Origin of the sequence: Nocardioides pinisoli (genome assembly GCF_024199985.1) — a bacterium.
Classification (GTDB): domain Bacteria; phylum Actinomycetota; class Actinomycetes; order Propionibacteriales; family Nocardioidaceae; genus Nocardioides; species Nocardioides pinisoli.
In genome coordinates this window covers 215,628-234,344 of record NZ_JANARS010000007.1, presented here as the reverse complement: position 1 = coordinate 234,344, position 18,717 = coordinate 215,628, and the positions used below count along the sequence as shown (strand labels likewise).

18 protein-coding genes are annotated in these 18,717 nt (G+C 72.3%); 9 read left to right on the top strand and 9 right to left on the bottom strand.

Going from position 1 to position 18,717, the window contains the following annotated elements; translation table 11 throughout:
* Positions 1 to 88 precede the first annotated feature (88 nt).
* Entirely contained in the window at positions 89 to 856 is a 768-nt protein-coding gene (locus NCI01_RS22825) for a M23 family metallopeptidase (RefSeq protein ID WP_254182695.1), read from the top strand.
* A 229-nt stretch (positions 857 to 1,085) separates the two neighbouring features.
* On the opposite strand, the gene pcrA is transcribed toward NCI01_RS22825, so the two are convergent.
* The 6 genes from pcrA to NCI01_RS17065 all read right to left on the bottom strand — a co-directional run bounded on the left by pcrA (position 1,086) and on the right by NCI01_RS17065 (position 7,960).
* A complete protein-coding gene (gene pcrA, locus NCI01_RS17090) occupies positions 1,086 to 3,494 on the bottom strand; it encodes a DNA helicase PcrA (protein ID WP_254182694.1) in 2,409 nt (802 codons plus the stop codon).
* A gap of 36 nt (positions 3,495 to 3,530) precedes the next feature.
* A complete protein-coding gene (locus tag NCI01_RS17085) occupies positions 3,531 to 3,884 on the bottom strand; it encodes a hypothetical protein (protein WP_254182693.1) in 354 nt (117 codons plus the stop codon).
* 55 nt (positions 3,885 to 3,939) lie between these two features.
* Positions 3,940 to 4,392, bottom strand: a complete 453-nt coding sequence (locus NCI01_RS17080) for a universal stress protein (protein ID WP_254182692.1) — start codon at positions 4,390 to 4,392, stop codon at positions 3,940 to 3,942.
* Positions 4,392 to 5,825, bottom strand: coding sequence for an APC family permease (locus tag NCI01_RS17075; protein WP_254182691.1), 1,434 nt, complete (start codon positions 5,823 to 5,825; stop codon positions 4,392 to 4,394). Before NCI01_RS17075 ends, NCI01_RS17080 begins: the two co-directional genes overlap by 1 nt.
* Positions 5,826 to 5,927: 102 nt before the next feature.
* Positions 5,928 to 6,593, bottom strand: a complete 666-nt coding sequence (locus NCI01_RS17070) for a LuxR C-terminal-related transcriptional regulator (protein WP_254182690.1) — start codon at positions 6,591 to 6,593, stop codon at positions 5,928 to 5,930.
* Positions 6,590 to 7,960: an ATP-binding protein gene (locus NCI01_RS17065; protein WP_254182689.1), complete on the bottom strand. Its 1,371-nt coding sequence runs from the start codon at positions 7,958 to 7,960 to the stop codon at positions 6,590 to 6,592. Before NCI01_RS17065 ends, NCI01_RS17070 begins: the two co-directional genes overlap by 4 nt.
* 143 nt (positions 7,961 to 8,103) lie before the next feature.
* On the opposite strand from NCI01_RS17065, the gene NCI01_RS17060 reads away from it, so the two are divergent.
* On the top strand, positions 8,104 to 9,411 hold the full coding sequence (locus tag NCI01_RS17060; protein WP_254182688.1) for a PspC domain-containing protein: 1,308 nt from the start codon (positions 8,104 to 8,106) through the stop codon (positions 9,409 to 9,411).
* Between the two features lie 12 nt (positions 9,412 to 9,423).
* Positions 9,424 to 9,741: a hypothetical protein gene (locus tag NCI01_RS17055; protein WP_254182687.1), complete on the top strand. Its 318-nt coding sequence runs from the start codon at positions 9,424 to 9,426 to the stop codon at positions 9,739 to 9,741.
* Here the strand turns inward: NCI01_RS17055 and NCI01_RS17050 are convergent.
* The 3 genes from NCI01_RS17050 to NCI01_RS17040 form a co-directional block, all read right to left on the bottom strand.
* On the bottom strand, positions 9,738 to 11,450 hold the full coding sequence (locus tag NCI01_RS17050; protein ID WP_254182686.1) for an aminotransferase class V-fold PLP-dependent enzyme: 1,713 nt from the start codon (positions 11,448 to 11,450) through the stop codon (positions 9,738 to 9,740). The genes NCI01_RS17055 and NCI01_RS17050 overlap by 4 nt on opposite strands.
* A 34-nt stretch (positions 11,451 to 11,484) precedes the next feature.
* Complete coding sequence (locus tag NCI01_RS17045; RefSeq protein ID WP_254182685.1) at positions 11,485 to 12,597, bottom strand: glycerophosphodiester phosphodiesterase; 1,113 nt, start codon at positions 12,595 to 12,597, stop codon at positions 11,485 to 11,487.
* A gap of 63 nt (positions 12,598 to 12,660) precedes the next feature.
* Positions 12,661 to 13,683: a glycerophosphodiester phosphodiesterase family protein gene (locus tag NCI01_RS17040; RefSeq protein WP_254182684.1), complete on the bottom strand. Its 1,023-nt coding sequence runs from the start codon at positions 13,681 to 13,683 to the stop codon at positions 12,661 to 12,663.
* Between the two features lie 66 nt (positions 13,684 to 13,749).
* On the opposite strand from NCI01_RS17040, the gene NCI01_RS17035 reads away from it, so the two are divergent.
* The 6 genes from NCI01_RS17035 to NCI01_RS17010 all read left to right on the top strand — a co-directional run bounded on the left by NCI01_RS17035 (position 13,750) and on the right by NCI01_RS17010 (position 18,713).
* Complete coding sequence (locus NCI01_RS17035; protein WP_254182683.1) at positions 13,750 to 14,292, top strand: YbaK/EbsC family protein; 543 nt, start codon at positions 13,750 to 13,752, stop codon at positions 14,290 to 14,292.
* Between the two features lie 71 nt (positions 14,293 to 14,363).
* On the top strand, positions 14,364 to 14,918 hold the full coding sequence (locus tag NCI01_RS17030; RefSeq protein WP_254182682.1) for a hypothetical protein: 555 nt from the start codon (positions 14,364 to 14,366) through the stop codon (positions 14,916 to 14,918).
* Positions 14,918 to 15,589 carry an alpha/beta hydrolase gene (locus NCI01_RS17025; protein WP_254182681.1) on the top strand — a complete coding sequence of 224 codons (672 nt, stop codon included), beginning with the start codon at positions 14,918 to 14,920 and terminating at the stop codon, positions 15,587 to 15,589. Before NCI01_RS17030 ends, NCI01_RS17025 begins: the two co-directional genes overlap by 1 nt.
* Before the next feature lie 50 nt (positions 15,590 to 15,639).
* A complete protein-coding gene (locus NCI01_RS17020) occupies positions 15,640 to 16,680 on the top strand; it encodes an LLM class F420-dependent oxidoreductase (RefSeq protein WP_254182680.1) in 1,041 nt (346 codons plus the stop codon).
* A gap of 4 nt (positions 16,681 to 16,684) precedes the next feature.
* On the top strand, positions 16,685 to 17,572 hold the full coding sequence (locus NCI01_RS17015) for an oxygenase MpaB family protein (protein WP_254182679.1): 888 nt from the start codon (positions 16,685 to 16,687) through the stop codon (positions 17,570 to 17,572).
* Positions 17,565 to 18,713 (top strand): acyl-CoA dehydrogenase family protein, encoded by a 1,149-nt coding sequence (locus NCI01_RS17010; protein ID WP_254182678.1) that lies wholly within the window; start codon positions 17,565 to 17,567, stop codon positions 18,711 to 18,713. Before NCI01_RS17015 ends, NCI01_RS17010 begins: the two co-directional genes overlap by 8 nt.
* Positions 18,714 to 18,717: the final 4 nt, after the last annotated feature.

Sequence of the window (18,717 nt, the reverse complement as noted above, 5' to 3'; positions counted from 1 at the left end):
GACGATCCGGCAGATTGGTAACTCCTTCATGGGCAACCACCGAGCGGAGCGCGCTCCCAAGCGCCGCACCTCGGCAACGGCTGCACCCGTGAGCGGCAAGCGACGTGCCTCCACGCCGCCGCGACGCTCCGTGGTCCGGCTCCCGTCCCTGCCCCTCGTCGCCGGTGTCGCGGTGCTGGCGGTCTCCGCCGGCGGCGCCGTCACCGGCTCGGGCTCGGGCGTCACCGCCCTCGCCTCGACCGGCTCGGCCGTCGAGGCCACCCAGGCCATCGGCTCGGCCGCCGGTCAGGCCCTCTCGCGCCGCAGCGTCGTCGTGAGCCGCGACCACGTCCGCGACTCCGGCACCGAGGAGACCGACCCCGAGCTCGTCGCGCTGGCCGAGAAGCAGATGGCCGAGCGCGCCGCCAAGCTCGAGGAGATGCGCAACGCCGCGGAGAAGCAGGCGGCGAAGATCAAGGAGAACAAGTGGGTCCTCCCACTCTCCAGCTACGGCATCACCGCCACCTTCGGCCAGTACGGCCTCTGGGCCAGCTACCACACCGGCCTCGACTTCAACGCCAACAGCGGCGACCAGATCTTCTCGGTCGCCAACGGCACGGTCACCGAGACCGGCTACGACGGGGCCTACGGTAACAAGACCGTCGTCACCCTCGATGACGGCACCGAGATCTGGTACTGCCACCAGACGTCGATCTACGTCTCCGTCGGCGACCGCGTCAACGGCAGCGAGGTCATCGGCACCGTGGGCGCCACCGGCAACGTGACCGGCTCCCACCTCCACCTCGAGGTCCGCCCCGGCGGCGGTGGCCCGGTCGACCCGTTCCAGGCCTTCGTCGAGCACGGCATCGTTCCGTGACCTTCGGCTCGCGCTAGCCAGCCCTCCTCACAGTGGCGGTGGCCCAGGGGGATCCCCGGGCGCGTGAATCCCCCTCACGCACCGCCCCACGGAGCGACGTACGACCCCCGCAGACGAGCGGTGGCCCAAGGGGGATCCCCGGGCGCGCGAACCCCCCTCACGCACCGCCCGACGGAGCGTCGTACGTCCCACCCGCGCGCCGTACGCCGACTCGCCCTGGAGCGGGGACCTAGAGCTTCTCGACCGGCGCGTAGCGCAGGAGCAGGCGCTTGACGCCCTCGGAGCCGAAGTCGATGGAGGCCACGGACTTCTCGGCCACGCCCTCGACGGCCACGACGGTGCCCATGCCGAAGGAGTCGTGGACGACCCGGTCCCCCGGCGCGAGGCTCGGGATCTCGCGGGCGGGCTTGGCCTTGGAGGCGGCGTCGGCGCGCAGGGCGGCGGAGCTGAAGTTGCGCCGCCCGGCGTCGGTGGGGGTGCCGAGGCGCGTGGAGCCGCCGGTCAGGTCGGCGCGGCCCCACCGGGTCTGCTCGGCAGCCGTACGTCGCCAGTCGACGAGGTCGACCGGGAGCTCGTCGAGGAACCGGCTGGCCGGGTTGTGGCTGGGCGCGCCCCACGCCGAGCGGACGAGGGCCCGGGAGACGTAGAGGCGCTGCTGCGCGCGGGTGAGGCCGACGTAGGCGAGGCGGCGCTCCTCCTCGAGCTCGGGCTGGTCACCGAGCGAGCGCTGGTGGGGGAAGACGCCGTCCTCCAGGCCGGTGAGGAAGACGACCGGGAACTCCAGGCCCTTGGCGGTGTGGAGGGTCATCAGGGTGACCACGCCCGAGTCGTCGCCATCAGGCGAGTCGGGGATCTGGTCAGCGTCGGCCACCAGGGCCACCCGCTCGAGGAAGTCACCCAGGCCCACGGCGACCGTGCCGGCCTCCACCTCCGCCGGGTCGGCGCTCGGCCCGGGCTGCGGGTCCTCGGCGAACTCGCGGGCGACCGCGACCAGCTCGGCGAGGTTCTCCACGCGGGTGCCGTCCTGCGGGTCGTCGCTGGCCTCGAGCTCGACGAGGTAGCCCGAGCGCTCGAGCACGGACTCGAGGATGACGTCGGGACGCTCGTCGGCCTCGACCATCGACTGCAGCTCCTGGACCATCGCGACGAACGCCTCGATGTTCTTCAGGCTCCGCGTGGCGAGGCCGGGCGCCTCCGCCGCCCGGGTCAGGGCCTCCCAGAAGGTGATCCGGTCGCGGTCGGCGAGGGCGGCGATGCAGGCCTCGGCCCGCTCGCCGATGCCGCGCTTGGGGGTGTTGAGCACCCGTCGCAGCGATATCTCGTCGGCGGTGTTGACCAGCATGCGCAGGTAGGCGAGCGCGTCGCGCACCTCCTTGCGCTCGTAGAAGCGCACCCCGCCGACCACCTTGTAGGGCTGGCCGGTGCGGATGAACACCTCCTCGAAGACGCGCGACTGGGCGTTGGTGCGGTAGAAGACGGCGACGTCGGCCGGGCGTACGCCGGCGTCGTCGGTCAGCTTGTCGATCTCCTCGCTGACGAAGCGGGCCTCGTCGTGCTCGTCGTCGGAGACGTAGCCGATGATCCGCTCGCCCTCCCCCGCGTCGGTCCACAGCCGCTTGGGCTTGCGGCCGCGGTTGTTGCCGATGACCGAGTTGGCGGCGGACAGGATGGTCTGGGTGGAGCGGTAGTTCTGCTCGAGCAGGATGGTGGTGGCGTCGGGGAAGTCCTGCTCGAAGTCGAGGATGTTGCGGATGTCGGCGCCGCGGAAGGCGTAGATGGACTGGTCGGCGTCACCGACGACCATCAGCTCGCTCGGCCCCACCCGCTCCGCGGACTCCGCACCGGGCTCCTCGACGTCGGTGCCGATCTCGAAGGACTGCCCGCACAGCTGCTGGATCAGGCTGTACTGCGCGTGGTTGGTGTCCTGGTACTCATCGACCAGCACGTGGCGGAACCGGCGGCGGTAGTTCTCCCGGACGTCGGGGAACGCCTGCAGCAGGTGCACCGTGGTCATGATCAGGTCGTCGAAGTCAAGGGCGTTGGCCTCGCGCAGGCGGCGCTGATAGGCGCTGAAGGCCTTGGCGTAGGCCTCCTCGAACGAGTTGCGCGCCTCCTTGGCGGCGTCCTCGGCGTCGCGCAGCTCGTTCTTCTGGTCGGAGACCCAGTTGAGCACCGCGTTGGGCTGGTAGCGCTTGGGGTCGAGCTCGAGGTCGCGCAGCACGAGCGTCATCAGCCGCTTGGAGTCGGCCGCGTCGTAGATCGAGAAGTTGGACTTGAAGCCCACCCGGTCGATCTCCTTGCGGAGGATGCGCACGCACGCGGAGTGGAAGGTCGAGACCCACATGATCCGGGCGCGCTTGCCGACGAGCTCCTCGACGCGCTCCTTCATCTCGGCCGCGGCCTTGTTGGTGAAGGTGATCGCCAGGATCGAGCCGGGGTGCGCCTTGCGCTCGTTGATCAGCCAGGCGATGCGCCGCGTCAGCACCCGGGTCTTGCCCGAGCCCGCGCCGGCGACGACGAGGAGCGGCGGCCCGGCGTGGGTCACCGCCGCCCGCTGCGGCTCGTTGAGACCCTCGAGGAGCGGGTGGTCGGTGCGCTCGAAGAGGGCCTGGTCGGCAGAGGTGTCAGTGGGGGTCATCTCGCCCCCAGCCTATGCGGCGCCGGTGACAGCCGATCAGGCGTGGGCGGGCGACCAGAAGACGGCCACCGCGATGTTGGCGATCGTCAGCGCGAGCAGGCCGAAGTAGAGGCCCTGGGGGATGCTCGGCTTGCGCAGGTTGACCATCACGAGCACCAGGATGACCAGGCCGATCGCGAACTTGACGCCGATCTTGGCGTGGTCGGGCGAGCCCAGGCTCTCGAGCACCCCGACGAGCAGCAGGCCGGCGAGGAACGCCGTCCCGGAGCCGTCGCGCATCAGCGTGTTGACCCGCTTGGTGTCGTCGCGCACCTGCACGAGGAGGCCTCCGAGGAGGGCGGCGTAGCCGAGGATGTGGACGAAGAGCAGCACCAGCCGCAGGGTCTCCATGCGCACACCCTAGTGAGGCGCCAGTGCGGGCCGGTGGAGGGTGGCGGGCCTCGGGTCAGGCCCGGTGCTTCTTCGGCTTCGGCGCGGGGCGTACGACGAGCACCGGGCACGGCGCGTAGTGCTGCACGCGCTGGGCGGTGCTGCCGACGAGCACGCTGTCGCTCAGGCCACGCCCGCCCGCGGCGACCACGACCAGCCCGGCGTCGTACTGCTTGGCGGCCTTGATGATCTCGTTGGCCGCCGAGCCGCTGCGGATGCGCTTGTTGACCTTCGGCCCCCACCCCTCGAACACGGCGGCGATCGTGTCGACGGCGCTCTGCGCGGCGTCGCGGAACGACCCGTCGAAGCCTCGCTCGGACACGTCGTCGGCGAACGCGACCGAGGCGAGAGGCCGGATCACCGCGACGACGGAGATCTCGGTGACCTTGGTCGGGTCGGCGAAGGACTTGAGGTGCTTGGCGGCGGCCAGTGACTGGCGGGAGCCGTCCGTGGCGACGATGACGTGCATCAGCTGTCTCCCTTCGGTGCGCGCGAGGCGGTGCCGGGTCGGGGGCGGGACCGCCCACCGAAGAGCTGCTCGACCAGGTAGAGCACGACACCCACGGCGAGCAGCCCGGCGCACCAGTAGAGCGACGCAGGGTCGTCATAGACGGCGTAGTAGAGGATCGCGAGGTTCCCGACCAGCCCGAGGACCAGCAGGGGCGTGCTGGCGCGGAACGCCCGCTCGTCCTCGTCGTGTCCGCGCAGCTTCAGGCACGTCACGATGACCAGCGCGTAGATGGCGAGCAGGAAGACGACCGTGACCAGGGCCAGCCGGTTGACGAGGTCGAGCTTGCCGCCGGCCTCGGTGACGAGGGTGCCGGTGACGAGCAGGCCGCCGACCACCAGGCCGCTGAACAGCAGGCCCACCCAGGGGCTGCGCCGGCTCGCGTGGACCTTGGCGAACACTCCGGGGACGACGTCCTCGCGAGCCATGCCGTAGAGGATGCGGGGCTGCGTCACCAGGGTCACGAGCGTGGTGTTGGTGATCGCGACGAGCGCGATGATGGTGAAGATGGTGGTCATCAGGTCGGTGGAGAAGGGGAGGATCCCCTGCTTGACCACCTCGAGCAGCGCCACGTCGGACTCGGCCAGCTGGTCGGTCGGCACGGTCAGCGCAGCGGCCATCGAGACGAGCACGTAGACCACACCGGCCACGACCATGCCGCCGATGAGCGAGCGCGGGAACGCCCTGTAGGGGTCGATGGTCTCCTCGGCCACGTTGGCGGTGTTCTCGAAGCCCGTCATGGCGAAGAAGGAGAGCGCGACTCCGGCGAGGACGGCGAGCGCGGGGTTGCCGGAGACGCTGATGTCGGTGAGCGTCCCGAAGTCCGCGTTGCCCTCGGCGACGTACCAGACGCCGATGATCATCACGATGACCAGGCCGCTGAGCTCGATGAAGGTCATGAGCATGTTCATCACGACCGACTCGGTGATGCCGATGTAGTTGATGACCACCAGCACGGCGACGAAGACCAGCGAGACCAGCAGCGCCGGCGGGCCGCCGCCGTCGAAGAGCTGGCCGAAGTACGAGGCGAACCCCGCCGCCAGCGAGCCGGAGGCCGCGAAGCTGGCCGACAGGAAGGACACGGTGACCAGGAACGTCAGCGCCTTGTTGCCGAACGCCTTCTGCACGTAGAGCGAGGAACCCGCGGCCTGCGGGTACTTCGTGACGAGCTCGGCGTAGGCCGAGCCGGTGATGGCCGCCACGGTCACTCCGGCGGCGAAGGCGATCCAGAACGCTCCGCCCACGGCTGCGGCCACCAGGCCGATGAGGACGTAGATTCCCGATCCCAGGACGTCGCCCAGGGTGTAGAAGAACAGCTGCGCCCCGGTGATGGATCTCTTGAGGCCGCCTTCGTCGTCGGTGGTGTCGGCAACGGCGGTCGTCGAGTCGGCCACGGTGGGGCCTCGCTTCCCGAGTGGGGTGGGGGTTCTCACCGACCCCAGCGCCTCAGCCCGCCCTTGTCAAACATCGCCCACCCCGACGGGGGCGACGGCGCGTCAGAGCAGACGTCGGTCAGAGGCCCACTTCGTCAGCTCGTGACGACTCGAGAGCTGCAGCTTGCGGAGCACCGACGACATGTGGGTCTCCACGGTCTTGACCGAGATGAACAGCTCCTTGGCGACCTCCTTGTAGGCGTAGCCACGGGCGATGAGCCGCATCACCTCCCGCTCGCGCTCGGTGAGGCGGTCGAGGTCCTCGTCGACCGCCGCGACGTCGATCGACCCGGCGAAGGCGTCGAGCACGAAGCCGGCGAGCCGCGGTGAGAACACCGCGTCTCCCCCGGCGACGCGGGTGATCGCGTCGACGAGCTCGGGCCCGGTGATGGTCTTGGTGACGTAGCCGCGCGCGCCGCCGCGGATGGTGCCGATGACGTCCTCGGCCGCGTCGGAGACCGACAGCGCGAGGTAGAGCGTGTCGGGCGACGGCTGGCGGCGCATCACCTCCACGCCTCCCCCGCCGGGCAGGTGCACGTCGAGCAGCACGACCTGGGGCTGCAGCTCACGTACGACGGAGACGGCGGCGTCGGCGTCGGCCGCCTCGCCGACGACCTCGACCAGGCCGGCGCCGCTGGCCGCGAGCTCGGCGCGCACGCCCGCGCGGAACATCGCGTGGTCGTCGACCAGCACGACACGCACGGGACCCGTCGGCTGGGCCTGGTTCATCGGGTCTCCTCGTGGTCCTGGGGGTCGTGGTCGTGGGGCTGGCTGTCGGGTTGGTGCTGCGCGGCGCGGGGCATGTGGAGCCGGACCTCGGTCCCCTCACCGGGAGCAGAGCGTACGTCCGCGCTGCCGCCGTGGCGCGACATCCGGTCGACGATGCTGTTGCGCACGCCGTGGCGGTCGCCGGCCACGGCGGCGACGTCGAAGCCGGCACCCCGGTCACGGACGAACACGTCGACGGCTCCGGCGGTGGTCTCGGCGTAGACGTCGGCCCGCTGGGTGCCCGCGTGCTTGGCGACGTTGACCACGGCCTCGCGTGCGGCGAGGACGATCGGGCGCAGCGCCTCGTCGAGGTCGCAGTCGCCCACGGTGACCACGTCGACGACGACCGGGTGCTGGGACTCCACGTCGGCCGCCATCTCCTTCAGCGCGCCCGCGAGGGTCGTCGCGTCGCCGGAGTCGGCCTCGAAGAGCCACTGGCGCAGGTCGCGCTCCTGCGAGCGCGCCAGCCGGGCGACGGTGGTGGCGTCGTGCGCGTTCTTCTGGATCAGCGCGAGCGTCTGCAGCACCGAGTCGTGCAGGTGCGCGGCCATGTCGGCGCGCTCCTGGGTGCGGACCCGCTCGGCCCGCTCGGCGCCGAGGTCGTTGACCAGCCTCAGCGCCCACGGCCCGACCACGATGGCGAGGCCGAGCAGCCCGAGCAGGCCGGCGACGAGCACCGGGACCGCGAAGGTCGCCTGCCCCGCGGCGACGGCGAAGACGATGAGGGCGGCGACGATGAGCCCGAGGCCAGCGGCGATGCGTGCGTAGGAGGCCCAGCCACCGTTGCCGAAGATCGCCCGGAAGGGGTCGATGCGCCCCGACGAGTCCATCCACCGCTCGCGCTGGGCCTCGTCGGCCTGGCGCCACAGCAGCCCGATGCCCGCGACAGCGAGGACCACGGGCCAGAAGAGCACCCCCTGGCCGAAGATCGCCTCGACGCCGAGCACCACGCCGAAGAACAGCGCACCCAGTGCGATCGCCGGGCCGGCGTCGCGCAGCCGCGACCGGCGCCCGGGGCGCTTGCCGGTGCGGGTGGCGCTCTCCAGGCCGGGGGCGCCGACCTCGAAGTGCTGGTCTGCGGGCAGGAACACCCACAGGCCGGCGTAGAGCATGAGCCCGAACCCGCCGAGGAACGCGGTGGCCACGAAGAAGCCACGCACCCACAGCACCGGCAGCGCCAGGTGCTCGGCGAGACCGGCGGCGACGCCACCGGCGATCGGCGCCGAGATGTCGCGGTAGGCGCGGCGCCGGGCACCCGGGCGCGGCCGGGCAGCCGGGTGGCCGGCCGGTTGCGCAGCCGGGTGGGCGGGGGTCGTGGGGTGGCTCATCGTGCCTCCATCGTCGCAGGCGCGCAGGTGCGCGACCATGAGGACTGACCCCGAGCCGACCCTGACCCGGACCCCGGCGGCCACGACGAGGATCAGGGCTGTCCCCGATGGTGCGGGGCGACGCCGCCGAGGAGAGTTGGGGCATGGACAACCCCAGCCCCACGAATCCTGCTGACGCCCCACCGGGCGCATCGGCGGGGCAGAACCCCGCCGACGCCACGGCGAGCGAGCAGCCCGCACCGGGCACCCCGCCCCCGTCGGGCCCGCGGGTCACCCGCGAGGAGATGAAGGACCTCGGCCGCCTGCGGCGCAGCATCACCGACCGGCACGTCGCCGGCGTCGCCGGCGGCCTGGCCCGCCACCTCGACGTCGACGTCATCATCATCCGCGTGGCGCTGGTCGTCGGGGTCTTCTTCGGCGGCGCCGGTCTCATCGCCTACGTCGGCGCCTGGCTCCTGGTGCCCGAGGAGGGCACCGACGACCAGCCGCTCGGCCTCGACGTGCGCAGCCGCTCGCTCGCCCTCGCCGGTGTCGGCGTCCTCGCGCTGCTGAGCGCCGTCGGCGACTGGGCCGGTGCGTTCTGGTTTCCGTGGCCGCTGGCGATCGTCGCCGCGATCGTCATCTGGTTCCTCAACCGCAAGGACCGCTCGACGCCCCGCTCCGGCTACGGGTACGCCGGTCCTGCCGCGCCCGGCGCGGAGCAGCAGCCCGACCACACGGCCGGGCTCGACCCCGCCGGCTGGGACCAGACCGGGTGGGACCAGACCGGGTGGGACCAGGCCGGGTGGCAGCAGACCGCCTGGCAGCAGCCGGAGGCGTACGCCCGGGCGCCGCGGCAGTACCGCAACCCGCGCCGCCGCGGCCCGATCCTGTTCAACTCCACGATGGCCCTGATCTGCCTCGCGATCGGTGCGCTCGGGGTGAGCGACATCTACGGGCTCGATGTCGTCCCGAGCGCCTACCCGGCACTCGCCCTCGGCATCATCGCGGCCATGCTCGTGGTCGGCGCCTTCTGGGGCCGCGCGGGCGGGCTGATCGCCCTCGGCCTGGTGGCCGCGCTGGCCACGGCGGCCACCACCGCCACGAGCAGCTTCCCCGACGACCGGCTCACCTACGCGCCGACCAGCGCTGCCGAGGTGCGCGACTCCTACGACCTCGGTGGGGGCGAGCTCACCCTCGACCTGTCCGACGTCTCCGACGTGGACGCGCTCGACGGGCGCGCCGTGACCGTCGACGGAGTCGGCGGCCGCGTGGAGGTGGTGGTCCCCGACGGCATGGACGTCACCGTGCGGACCGACCTCTTCGCCGGCGACAGCCGGGTCTTCGACGAGCGGCGCGACGGCCTCGACGTCAACCTCGACGGGTTCCGCGACGGCGGCGACGAGGTCCCCGACATGTCCATCACCATCGACCTGTTCGCCGGCGAGGTCATCGTCCGCGAAGCGGCCTGAGGAGCACCCGAAATGAGCACAGGCATGAACGAGCCCGGCAGCCACGACACCGGCTTCCACGACACCGATCTCTACGGCTACGACTCGCCGATGGTCGGTCCCCTCGACGCACCCGAGCGGCCCAGCGGCTTCCACCCGGTCAACGTCGGCCACCTCGTGATGGGCGTCGCCTTCGCCGGGATGGTGCTGGTGTGGGCCCTCGTCCAGGGCGACGTCGTCGCCGACGAGGAGCTGCGGTGGCTGATGCCGATCCCGTGGATCGCGGCCGGCGCCGCCGGTCTCGCGGCGACGGTGTGGGGCTCCCGGCGTGCGGGCGAGGGACGCGCCTAGCCCAACGAGCAGGCCGGCAGGGCGAACCACCGGAGGTCGTCGAAGTCCGCACCGAGGTGCGCGGCGTCCGACCAGTCCGGCGGCGACGCGGCGGCCATGATCGCGCGGCCCTCGTCGAGGTGCTCCCGGAGCACCGAGACGGGGGCCGTCATCGTGTGCGAGGGCCACGTCATCGCCCCGTCGGCGGCGTACGACACGTCGGCGAGGCGCAGCGGCGGCTCCACCGGTCCGGTGCGGTGGTGCCACAGTCCCGTGAGCGGGTCGAAGCGGTAGTCCCCCAGCAGCCGCCAGCCCTCGCGGGCCACGAGCCGGACGGCCTCCACGACGTAGGAGAAGACCTCCTCGTCGACGAAGTAGTTGAAGTTGACCCGGACCCAGCCCGGCTTGATGCCCTCGCACCCGCCGGCGATCTGCGCCTCGAACTGGTGGCTGGTGTCGAGGTCGATGTCGAGCAGCCGGTGGCCGTAGGGGCCGGCGCACGAGCAGCCACCGCGCGTCTGGATGCCGAAGAGGTCGTTGAGCAGCGCGACCACGAAGTTGTGGTGGAGGTAGGACCCGTCGGGCGCCTTGATGACGAAGGAGACGATCGAGAGACGCTGCGAGTCGAGGTTGCCGAGGATCTGGATGGTCGGCTCGGCGACCCATGCCTCCACCGCCCGGCTCAGCAGCTCCTCCTCGTGGGCCTGGATCGTCTCGACGCCGACGGCCTGCTTGAGCTGGAAGACCAGCCCGGCGCGGATCGACTCGACGATGGCGGGGGTGCCGCCCTCCTCGCGGTGGGCGGGGTCGTCGAGGTAGCGGTGCTCGGTCGGGTTGACGTACATCACCGTGCCTCCACCGGGCACGACCGGCACCCGGTTGGTCATCAGCTCGCGGCGCACGACCAGCACCCCGGGCGTGCCCGGACCGCCGATGAACTTGTGCGGGCTGATGAAGATCGCGTCCTTGACCGAGCGGCCGGGGCCGTACATCTCGATGTCGACGTAGGGCGCGCACGCGGCGAAGTCCCAGAAGCTCAGCGCACCGTGCTCGTGGAGCAGGTCGGCCACGCCCTCGGTGTCGGTGACGATGCCGGTGACGTTGGAGGCCGCGGAGAAGGACCCGATCTTCAGCGGCCGGTCGGCGTGGGCCTCGAGCTCCTCGCGGAGGTGGTCGAGCGAGACCCGTCCGTCGGCGTCCTCGTGGATCGTCACGACATCGGCGATGGTCTCGCGCCACGGGACCTCGTTGGAGTGGTGCTCGAAGGGACCGATGAACACGACGGGGCGCTCCGAGGGCGGGATCGCGGCAGTGAGGTCGTAGCGGTCGTCGAGCGCGGCCGGGACCCGCAGCCCCAGGATGCCGATCAGCTTGTCGATCGCGGCGGTGCTGCCGGAGCCGCAGAACACCACGACGGTCTCGTCGTCACCACCCACGGCGTCGCGGATGATCCGCCGCGCGTCCTCGCGGAGCCGGGTCGTCTGGAGTCCGGTGCCGCTCGCCTCGGTGTGGGTGTTGGCGTAGGCCGGCAGCACCTCGGCGCGGATGAAGTCCTCGATGAAGGTCAAGCTGCGGCCGGACGCGGTGTAGTCGGCGTAGGTCACGCGGCGCGGGCCGTAGGGGCCCTGCATCACCTGGTCGTCGCCGATGACCGCGGCGCGGATGCGCTCGAGGAGGGCGCTCGAGCGCGCGGTCGAGGTCGCGGTCGGGGCGGCACCGGCGTACGTCACGAGGCGAGCGTACGCCGGTGCGAGGCCCTGCCTGTCACTCCTGGGAGGTGGTCTCGTCCATCACCTGGGCGACCACGTCCGGGTTGTCGCTGAAGATCCCGTCGACCCCGGCGTCGAGGAAGGCGCGGGCCTCCGCGGCCAGGTCGCCGGGCGCGTCCGGGTCGGTGCCGAGGCGGAAGTTCGTCGCCATGAACTGGTTCTCGCGGCGCAGGGTCCACACGTGCACGACGAGGCCCTCGTCGTGGGCGTCCGGCACCAGCGACGACGGTGCGCCCGTCCGGCCGGCGGCGTCGCGAGGCAGCACCACGTTCTTCGCCGCACCCACCCCGTCGGCGTAGGTCGCGATCGCGGCCAGGCCCGCCGGGGTCACCATCGAGGCGTACGTCGTGCCGGGCAGGTCGGCGGGTCCGCCCGAGGCGTCCACCAGCTGGGCGAGCGGCACGTCGACCATCGTGTCGAGGTCGCGGAGGTTGGTGACCTCGAAGGACTGGATGATCACGGGGTCGTCCGCGTCGGCCCACTTCCGCTTCTCCAGCGCCGCGACGAGCGGCTCCTCCAGCGAGAGGCCGATGGAGTCGAAGTAGGTCGGGTGCTTGGTCTCGGGGTAGACGCCGACGCCCTCACGGCGGGCCAGCTTGATGACCTGGTCGAGGGTCGGGATCCGCTCCTCGCCGTCGTACGCCGTGTTGTCGGGCCGCACCTGCGGGAGCCGCTCCTTCGCGCGCAGCGTGCGCAGCTCCCGGTAGGTGAAGTCCTCGGTGAACCAGCCGGTGACCGGGCGTCCGTCGATGACCTTGGTGGTGCGGCGGTCGGCGAACTCGGGGTGGTCGGCGACGTCGGTGGTGCCGCCGATCTCGTTCTCGTGGCGGGCGACGAGGACGCCGTCGCGGGTGGAGACGAGGTCGGGCTCGATGTAGTCGGCGCCCTGCTCGATGGCGAGCTCGTAGGCGGCAAGGGTGTGCTCGGGCCGGTAGCCCGACGCGCCGCGGTGGCCGATCAGGACCGGCTCGACGAGCGACGGCTCGGCGGCGGCGGCCGGGGCCGCGCCGGCGGGCGCGGACGTGGTGACGGCGGCCAGGGAGGCGGCCAGGGCGAGGGCGGCGGTCGTGGCGACGCCGCGCAGGTGGGGGGTCTTCCGAGAGGTCATGCGACGAGCCAACCGGGACGGCACGGCGGCCCGCGGTCGGGGCGGTGAACGCCTCGTGAACCCTCAGCCGACGGCGGGCACCGGGCGCTCGCGGAGCACGGCCAGCGCCTGCTCGGGGTGGTCGGTGATGATCCCGTCGACCCCGGCGGCCAGCAGCGCCCGCACCTCCCCCGCCATGTCGCCGAGCGCGTCGGGCGCGGTGCCGCGGCGCAGGTCGGTCGGCAGGAAGCGGTTCTCCGCACGCACGGTCCACACGTGCACCGTGAGGCCGCGGCGGTGCGCGTCGCGGACGAGGGACGACGGCGCTCCGACCGCCCCACCGGCGTCGCGGGGCAGCACGAGCGACGTGTGGACGCCGAGGCCGTCGGCGTAGTCGTCGATGTCGTCGAGCTCCTCGGACGTCAGGCGGTGCCCACGGTCGAGGAGCCGCACGACCGGCAGCCGGGTGCGCGCGGCCAGGCGGCGGAGGACCGGGGCCTCGAACGACATCAGCGTCACCCGGGCCCAGGGGTGGTCGAGGCCCTGGCGGGCGAGCTCGCGCAGCAGGGGCACGTCGAGGGGCAGCCCGACGGCGTCGTGGTGGGCGGCGTGCTTCAGCTCCAGCGCCACCCCCACCGGGCGGCCGCGCCGGGCCGACTCCGCACGGACCGTCGCCAGCACCTCGGTCAGCGTCGGGACGCCCTCCACGCCGTCGTACGCCGTGTTGCCGGGCCGGGTGCCGGGCATCCGCTCCCGCGCGGCGAGCGTCTTGAGCTGCGCGATCGTGAGGTCCTGGACGAACCAGCCCTGCTGCTCCACCCCGTCGACGACGAGCGTGCGGCGCAGGTGGGCCAGCCCGGGACGTTCGGCGACGTCCGTCGTCGCGCTGAGCTCGAGGTCGTGGCGCGCCACGAGCACCCCGTCGCGAGTGGCGACGAGGTCGAGCTCGATGTCGTCGACGCCCATCCGGATGGCGGTCCGGTAGGCCTCGAGAGTGTGCTCGGGACGGTGCCCGCTGGCGCCGCGGTGCGCGACCACGGCGGGAGTGAGGACCAACGACGAGGTCGAGACCTCCCTGACCTGGGGCGCCTCGCGGGTCACCGTCATGGCTCCACGCTGCAGGGCCCGCGCGACCGGCGGGCGGCCTCAGGGTGAATGCCGCATGATGACCGCGTGACGCTCCCGAGCTTCCCGTCCCTGACGTCCCTGCCCGCGACCGAGCACGCCGACCTGGTCGCCGCTCCCGTCGCCGCCGCCCTCGCCGGGTGGCCCGGCGCGGCGGAGGTGGCGGTCGTCGAGATCGACCCGGACCTCGCCGACACCGCGGCGATGAGCGAGGCCTACGACATCCCGATGACGGCGAGCGGCAACTGCGTCGTCGTGGCCGGGGCCCGGGCCGGCGACGAGCGGATCGCTGCGTGCGTGGTCCGCGCCGACACCCGCGCCGACGTCAACACCCTGGTCCGCAAGATGCTCGACGTGCGCAAGGCGTCGTTCCTGCCGATGGACCGCGCGGTCGAGGAGACCGGCATGGCCTACGGCGGCATCACTCCGATCGGGCTCCCGGACGGCTGGCGGGTGCTGGTGCACGAGGCGCTGCTCGAGGAGCCCGTCGTCGTGGTCGGCAGCGGCGTACGACGCTCCAAGCTGCTGGTGCCCGGGCGCGCGCTCGCGGACCTGCCGGGCGCGGAGGTCGTGCCCGACCTGGGCCGCTGAGGAGGGCATAGCCCCCGCCTCGTCGGGTACGGACCGGGGTCAGCACGTCACCCCCGCAATCGGAGGACCTCATGTCCACGAACACCCTGTCCCGCTCGCTCCACGACGTCGGCCTGGCCGCCTGGTTCGGCGGGACCCTCGCGAACGCCACGGCCCTCAACCCGGCCGCGGCCCAGGCCGACGCGCCGGACCGGACGGGCGCCGTCGCCAACGTCGGGTGGGACAGGTGGACCCCGGTCAACGCCGGCGCCATCGCCGCCCACCTCGTCGGCAGCATCGGGATGCTGAGCAGCGACGCCGGCCGCGTCGCGGCGCAGAAGGGCGCCACGCGCACTGTGATGCTCAAGACCGCGCTCACGGCGGCGGCACTCGGCGTGACCGCCTACAGCCGCGTCCTGGGTCGACGGGTGTCGGAGCACACCGACGTGCCTGCCGAGTCGGGCACCGAGCCGTCGACTCGCACGCCGGACGACGTCGCCTCTGCTCAGCGCCAGCTGCGCCTGCTGCAGTGGGCGGTCCCGGCCCTGACCGGAGCCCTCGTCGTGGTCAGCGCGCAGGCGGGCGAGGAGCAGCGTCCCACCACCGTCCTTGAGGGACTGAGCGCGCGGATCCCCGGCCTGTCCTGATGACCGGTGCCCGGCTGGTCCCCGTCCGCAGGGGGCGAGACCCCGAGGGGATCGTCCTGGTCCTGCACGGCGGGGCCGGTCGCGGCGACCGGGCGATGGTCAGCCCGGCACAGCTCTCGGTGCTGCGCATGGTGCCCCTGGCGCAGCGCATCGCCTTCGCGGGCAGGTCGCGGCTCGCGGTCCACCGCCTGCTCAACACCCACCGCGGCTGGGACTCCCGGACGACGCCCGTCATGGACGTCGCGTGGGCCCTCGAGCGCGTCACCGAGGAGCACGGCGACCTGCCGGTCGCCCTCGTCGGCCACTCGCTCGGCGGTCGGGCCGCGCTCCTGGCCGGCAACGACCCGCAGGTGCGCAGCGTCGTGGCGCTGAATCCCTGGGTGCTGCCGACCGACCGGGTCGGCCTGCGCGACACGCAGGTCCTCGTCGTGCACGGTGGCGAGGACCGCATCGCGCTGCCCACGCGCTCGGCGGAGCTGGCCCGTCGCCTCGAGACCACCACCCCGGTCGGCTACGTGACCATCCCCGGCGGCCGGCACGCGATGCTCCGGCACGCGCGCGCCTTCGAGTCCTACGCCGCCGACTTCGTCACCGCCACCATGCTCGGCACCCCGCCGCGGTCCGAGGCCGTGGCCGCCGTGCTCGCCGGATCGACGTACGTCGAGGGCTGAGCGGCCAAGCACCCTTGCCATCGTGACAGTGCCACTGTCACGATTGCCGCATGCGCCTCGCCACCCTGCTGATGTACGACGGCAACCCGCGCAAGGCGGCCGACGACGTGGTCGCGCTCGAGCAAGCGGGCCTCGACAGCGTGTGGGTCGCGGAGGCCTACGGCTTCGACGCGCCGACCCTGATGGGCTACCTGGCGGCGAAGACCGAGACCGTGGAGATCGGCTCGGGCATCCTCAACATCTACTCCCGCACGCCGGGCGCCCTGCTCCAGACGGCGGCCGGGCTCGACAACGTCAGCCAGGGGCGCGCGATCCTGGGCCTGGGCGTGAGCGGGCCGCAGGTGATCGAGGGCTTCCACGGCGTGCCCTACCGCCGGCCGATGGCGCGCACCGCCGAGGTCGTCGAGATCATCCGCAGCGGGCTGCGGCGCGAGTCGCTGTCCGCCGACGGCGAGTTCCACCTGCCGCTCGACAAGGAGCACGGCGCGGTCACCGGGCTCGGCAAGCCGCTCAAGCTGCTGACCCGGCCCGAGCGCGACACCATCCCGATCTGGATCGCCGCGCTGGGCCCGAAGAACGTCGAGCAGACCGCCGAGATCGCCGACGGGTGGATCCCCCACCTCTTCCACCCCGAGAAGGCGCACGTCGTGTGGGGCGACGCGCTGGCGGCCGGCAACGCCAAGCGACAGGACGGGCTCGGCCCGCTGCAGGTGATGGCCGGCGGCATGGTGGCGATCGGCGAAGGCCCGGAGACCAAGGCGCTGCTCGACCTCGCCCGCCCCGTCTTCGCCCTCTACGTCGGCGGCATGGGCGCCCGGGGCAAGAACTTCTACAACGACGTCGCCCGCGCCTACGGCTACGAGAAGGAGGCCGAGGAGATCCAGGACCTCTACCTCTCCGGGAAGAAGCGCGACGCGGCGGCGCTCGTCCCCACCGAGTGGCTCGAGGCGGCCAACCTCGTCGGCCCGGCGTCCTACGTCAAGGAGCGCATCGCCGCCTTCCGCGAGGCCGGCGTCACCGACCTCAACATCACGCCCGTCAGCGAGGACCCCGCGGCGACGGTGGCCCAGGTGAAGGAATGGGTGTCCTGAGGCCGTGCACGCCCCGGGTCGCTACGCCAACCTCCGCCGGATCCAGTCGCTGGACCCGGAGGTCGACCACGACGAGATCCTGCGGCTGACCGCGCGCCACGAGTTCCCCTGGGACTACACGCAGGGCACCGGCATCGCCTTCATGCGCGACTACGGCGTCCCGTCGATCGCCGCCCTCCTCGACCGCACGCGCGAGTTCGAGGACCACGGCACCAAGCGCTACGACGACACGATCCTGATCGGCGACGAGGCCACCCTCGACGGCATCGACTCCCCGCGCTCGCACGCCGCGCTGCGCCGGCTCAACCGCATCCACGGCCACTACGACATCCCCGACCACGAGCTCGCCTACGTCCTCGCCACGACGATCGTCGGCCCGGTCCGGTGGATCGAAGCCTACGGCTGGCGGCGGCTCGACCCGGTCGAGCTCGCCGCGATCACGAAGGTGACCACCCGCTTCGGCGAGCTGATGGGGCTCAAGGGCCTGCCGACGACGTACGACGGCTACCTGGCGCTGCTCCTCGACTACGAGCGCCGGCACTTCGCCCACACCCCGGCCGCCACCCGGCTCGCCGAGGCGTCGATCCGCATCGCCCGGGACCTCGCGCCGGCCCCGCTGCGCCCGCTGCTGCGGCGGGTCACGATCGCGGTCATGGACGAGCCGCTGCGCGACGCCCTCGGCCTGCCGCGCCAGCCGGCGTGGTTCGTCCGAGCCGTGCGCGGCGGGCTGAGGACGCGCGGCCGGCTGCTGCGCCTGGCTCCCCCGCGCCGGACGGCGTACGTCCACCGGCCGACCACCTACCCGCACGGCCACCGGCTCGAGGACCTCGGCCCGCTGTCCATGCTCGACCACCTCAACGCACCCACCCACCGAGAGGGATCCCATGCCTGACCGCCCCAGCATCCTCGAGCAGGAGCACGAGGACTTCCGCGCCGTGGCGCGCGCCTTCTTCGAGAAGGAGGTCGCGCCGCACCACGCCGCCTGGGAGCAGGCGGGCGTCGTGGACCGCGAGGTCTGGCGCAAGGCCGGCGAGCGCGGGCTGCTGTGCTTCGACGTCGACGAGGCCTACGGCGGGCCGGGGATCAAGGACTTCCGCTACAACATGGTGCTCGCCGAGGAGTCCGCGCGGGCCGGCGCCTCGGGCCCGGGCTTCGCCGTGCACACCGACATCATCGTCCCCTACATCTCCACGCTCGGGACCGAGGAGCAGAAGCGGCGCTGGCTGCCCGGCTGCGTCTCGGGCGACCTCGTCACCGCCATCGCGATGACCGAGCCGGGCGCCGGCTCGGACCTCCAGGGCATCCGGACGACCGCCGTCGACGTGGGCGACCACTACGTCCTCAACGGCTCGAAGACCTTCATCTCCAACGGCATCCTGTCCGACCTCGTGGTGGTGGTGTGCCGGACCGACCCCGAGGCCGGGCACCAGGGCATCTCGCTGCTGGTCGTCGAGCGCGGCATGGAGGGCTTCGAGCGCGGGCGCAACCTCGCCAAGATGGGGCTGCACGCCCAGGACACCGCGGAGCTGTCCTTCACCGACGTCCGGGTGCCGAAGGCGAACCTCCTCGGCCCGGAGGGCTCGGGCTTCGTGTCGCTGATGGAGAACCTGCCGCAGGAGCGCATCTCGATCGGCTGCATCGCCGTCGCCGCGATCGAGCACGTCCTCGACCTGTGCCTGGCCTACGCCAAGGAGCGCGAGGCCTTCGGCAGGCCGATCGGAAAGTTCCAGCACAACCGCTTCGTGCTCGCCGAGATGGCCACCGAGGCGCACATCGCGCGGGTCTTCATCAACGACTGCGTGCTACGGCTCAACGCCGGACAGGTCGACACCGCGCTGGCGTCCATGGCGAAGTGGTGGACCACCGAGCTGCAGAAGCGCGTCGTCGACGCCGGCGTGCAGCTCCACGGTGGCTACGGCTACATGGACGAGTACCCGATCTCCAAGGCCTACACCGACTCGCGGATCCAGACGATCTACGGCGGCACGACCGAGATCCAGAAGGAGATCATCGGGCGCATGCTGGGGCTGTAGCCGG

What these genes read in the sequence shown, in the direction of transcription:
- NCI01_RS17010 (WP_254182678.1), top strand. Translation starts at nt 17,565, where the DNA reads ATGCCTGACCGCCCCAGCATCCTCGAGCAGGAGCACGAGGACTTCCGC.
- NCI01_RS17085 (WP_254182693.1), bottom strand. Translation starts at nt 3,884, where the DNA reads ATGGAGACCCTGCGGCTGGTGCTGCTCTTCGTCCACATCCTCGGCTAC.
- NCI01_RS17045 (WP_254182685.1), bottom strand. Translation starts at nt 12,597, where the DNA reads ATGACCTCTCGGAAGACCCCCCACCTGCGCGGCGTCGCCACGACCGCC.
- NCI01_RS17030 (WP_254182682.1), top strand. Translation starts at nt 14,364, where the DNA reads ATGTCCACGAACACCCTGTCCCGCTCGCTCCACGACGTCGGCCTGGCC.
- NCI01_RS17070 (WP_254182690.1), bottom strand. Translation starts at nt 6,593, where the DNA reads ATGAACCAGGCCCAGCCGACGGGTCCCGTGCGTGTCGTGCTGGTCGAC.
- NCI01_RS17040 (WP_254182684.1), bottom strand. Translation starts at nt 13,683, where the DNA reads ATGACGGTGACCCGCGAGGCGCCCCAGGTCAGGGAGGTCTCGACCTCG.
- NCI01_RS17080 (WP_254182692.1), bottom strand. Translation starts at nt 4,392, where the DNA reads ATGCACGTCATCGTCGCCACGGACGGCTCCCGCCAGTCACTGGCCGCC.
- NCI01_RS17055 (WP_254182687.1), top strand. Translation starts at nt 9,424, where the DNA reads ATGAGCACAGGCATGAACGAGCCCGGCAGCCACGACACCGGCTTCCAC.
- NCI01_RS17025 (WP_254182681.1), top strand. Translation starts at nt 14,918, where the DNA reads ATGACCGGTGCCCGGCTGGTCCCCGTCCGCAGGGGGCGAGACCCCGAG.
- NCI01_RS17060 (WP_254182688.1), top strand. Translation starts at nt 8,104, where the DNA reads ATGGACAACCCCAGCCCCACGAATCCTGCTGACGCCCCACCGGGCGCA.
- NCI01_RS17020 (WP_254182680.1), top strand. Translation starts at nt 15,640, where the DNA reads ATGCGCCTCGCCACCCTGCTGATGTACGACGGCAACCCGCGCAAGGCG.
- pcrA (WP_254182694.1), bottom strand. Translation starts at nt 3,494, where the DNA reads ATGACCCCCACTGACACCTCTGCCGACCAGGCCCTCTTCGAGCGCACC.
- NCI01_RS17065 (WP_254182689.1), bottom strand. Translation starts at nt 7,960, where the DNA reads ATGAGCCACCCCACGACCCCCGCCCACCCGGCTGCGCAACCGGCCGGC.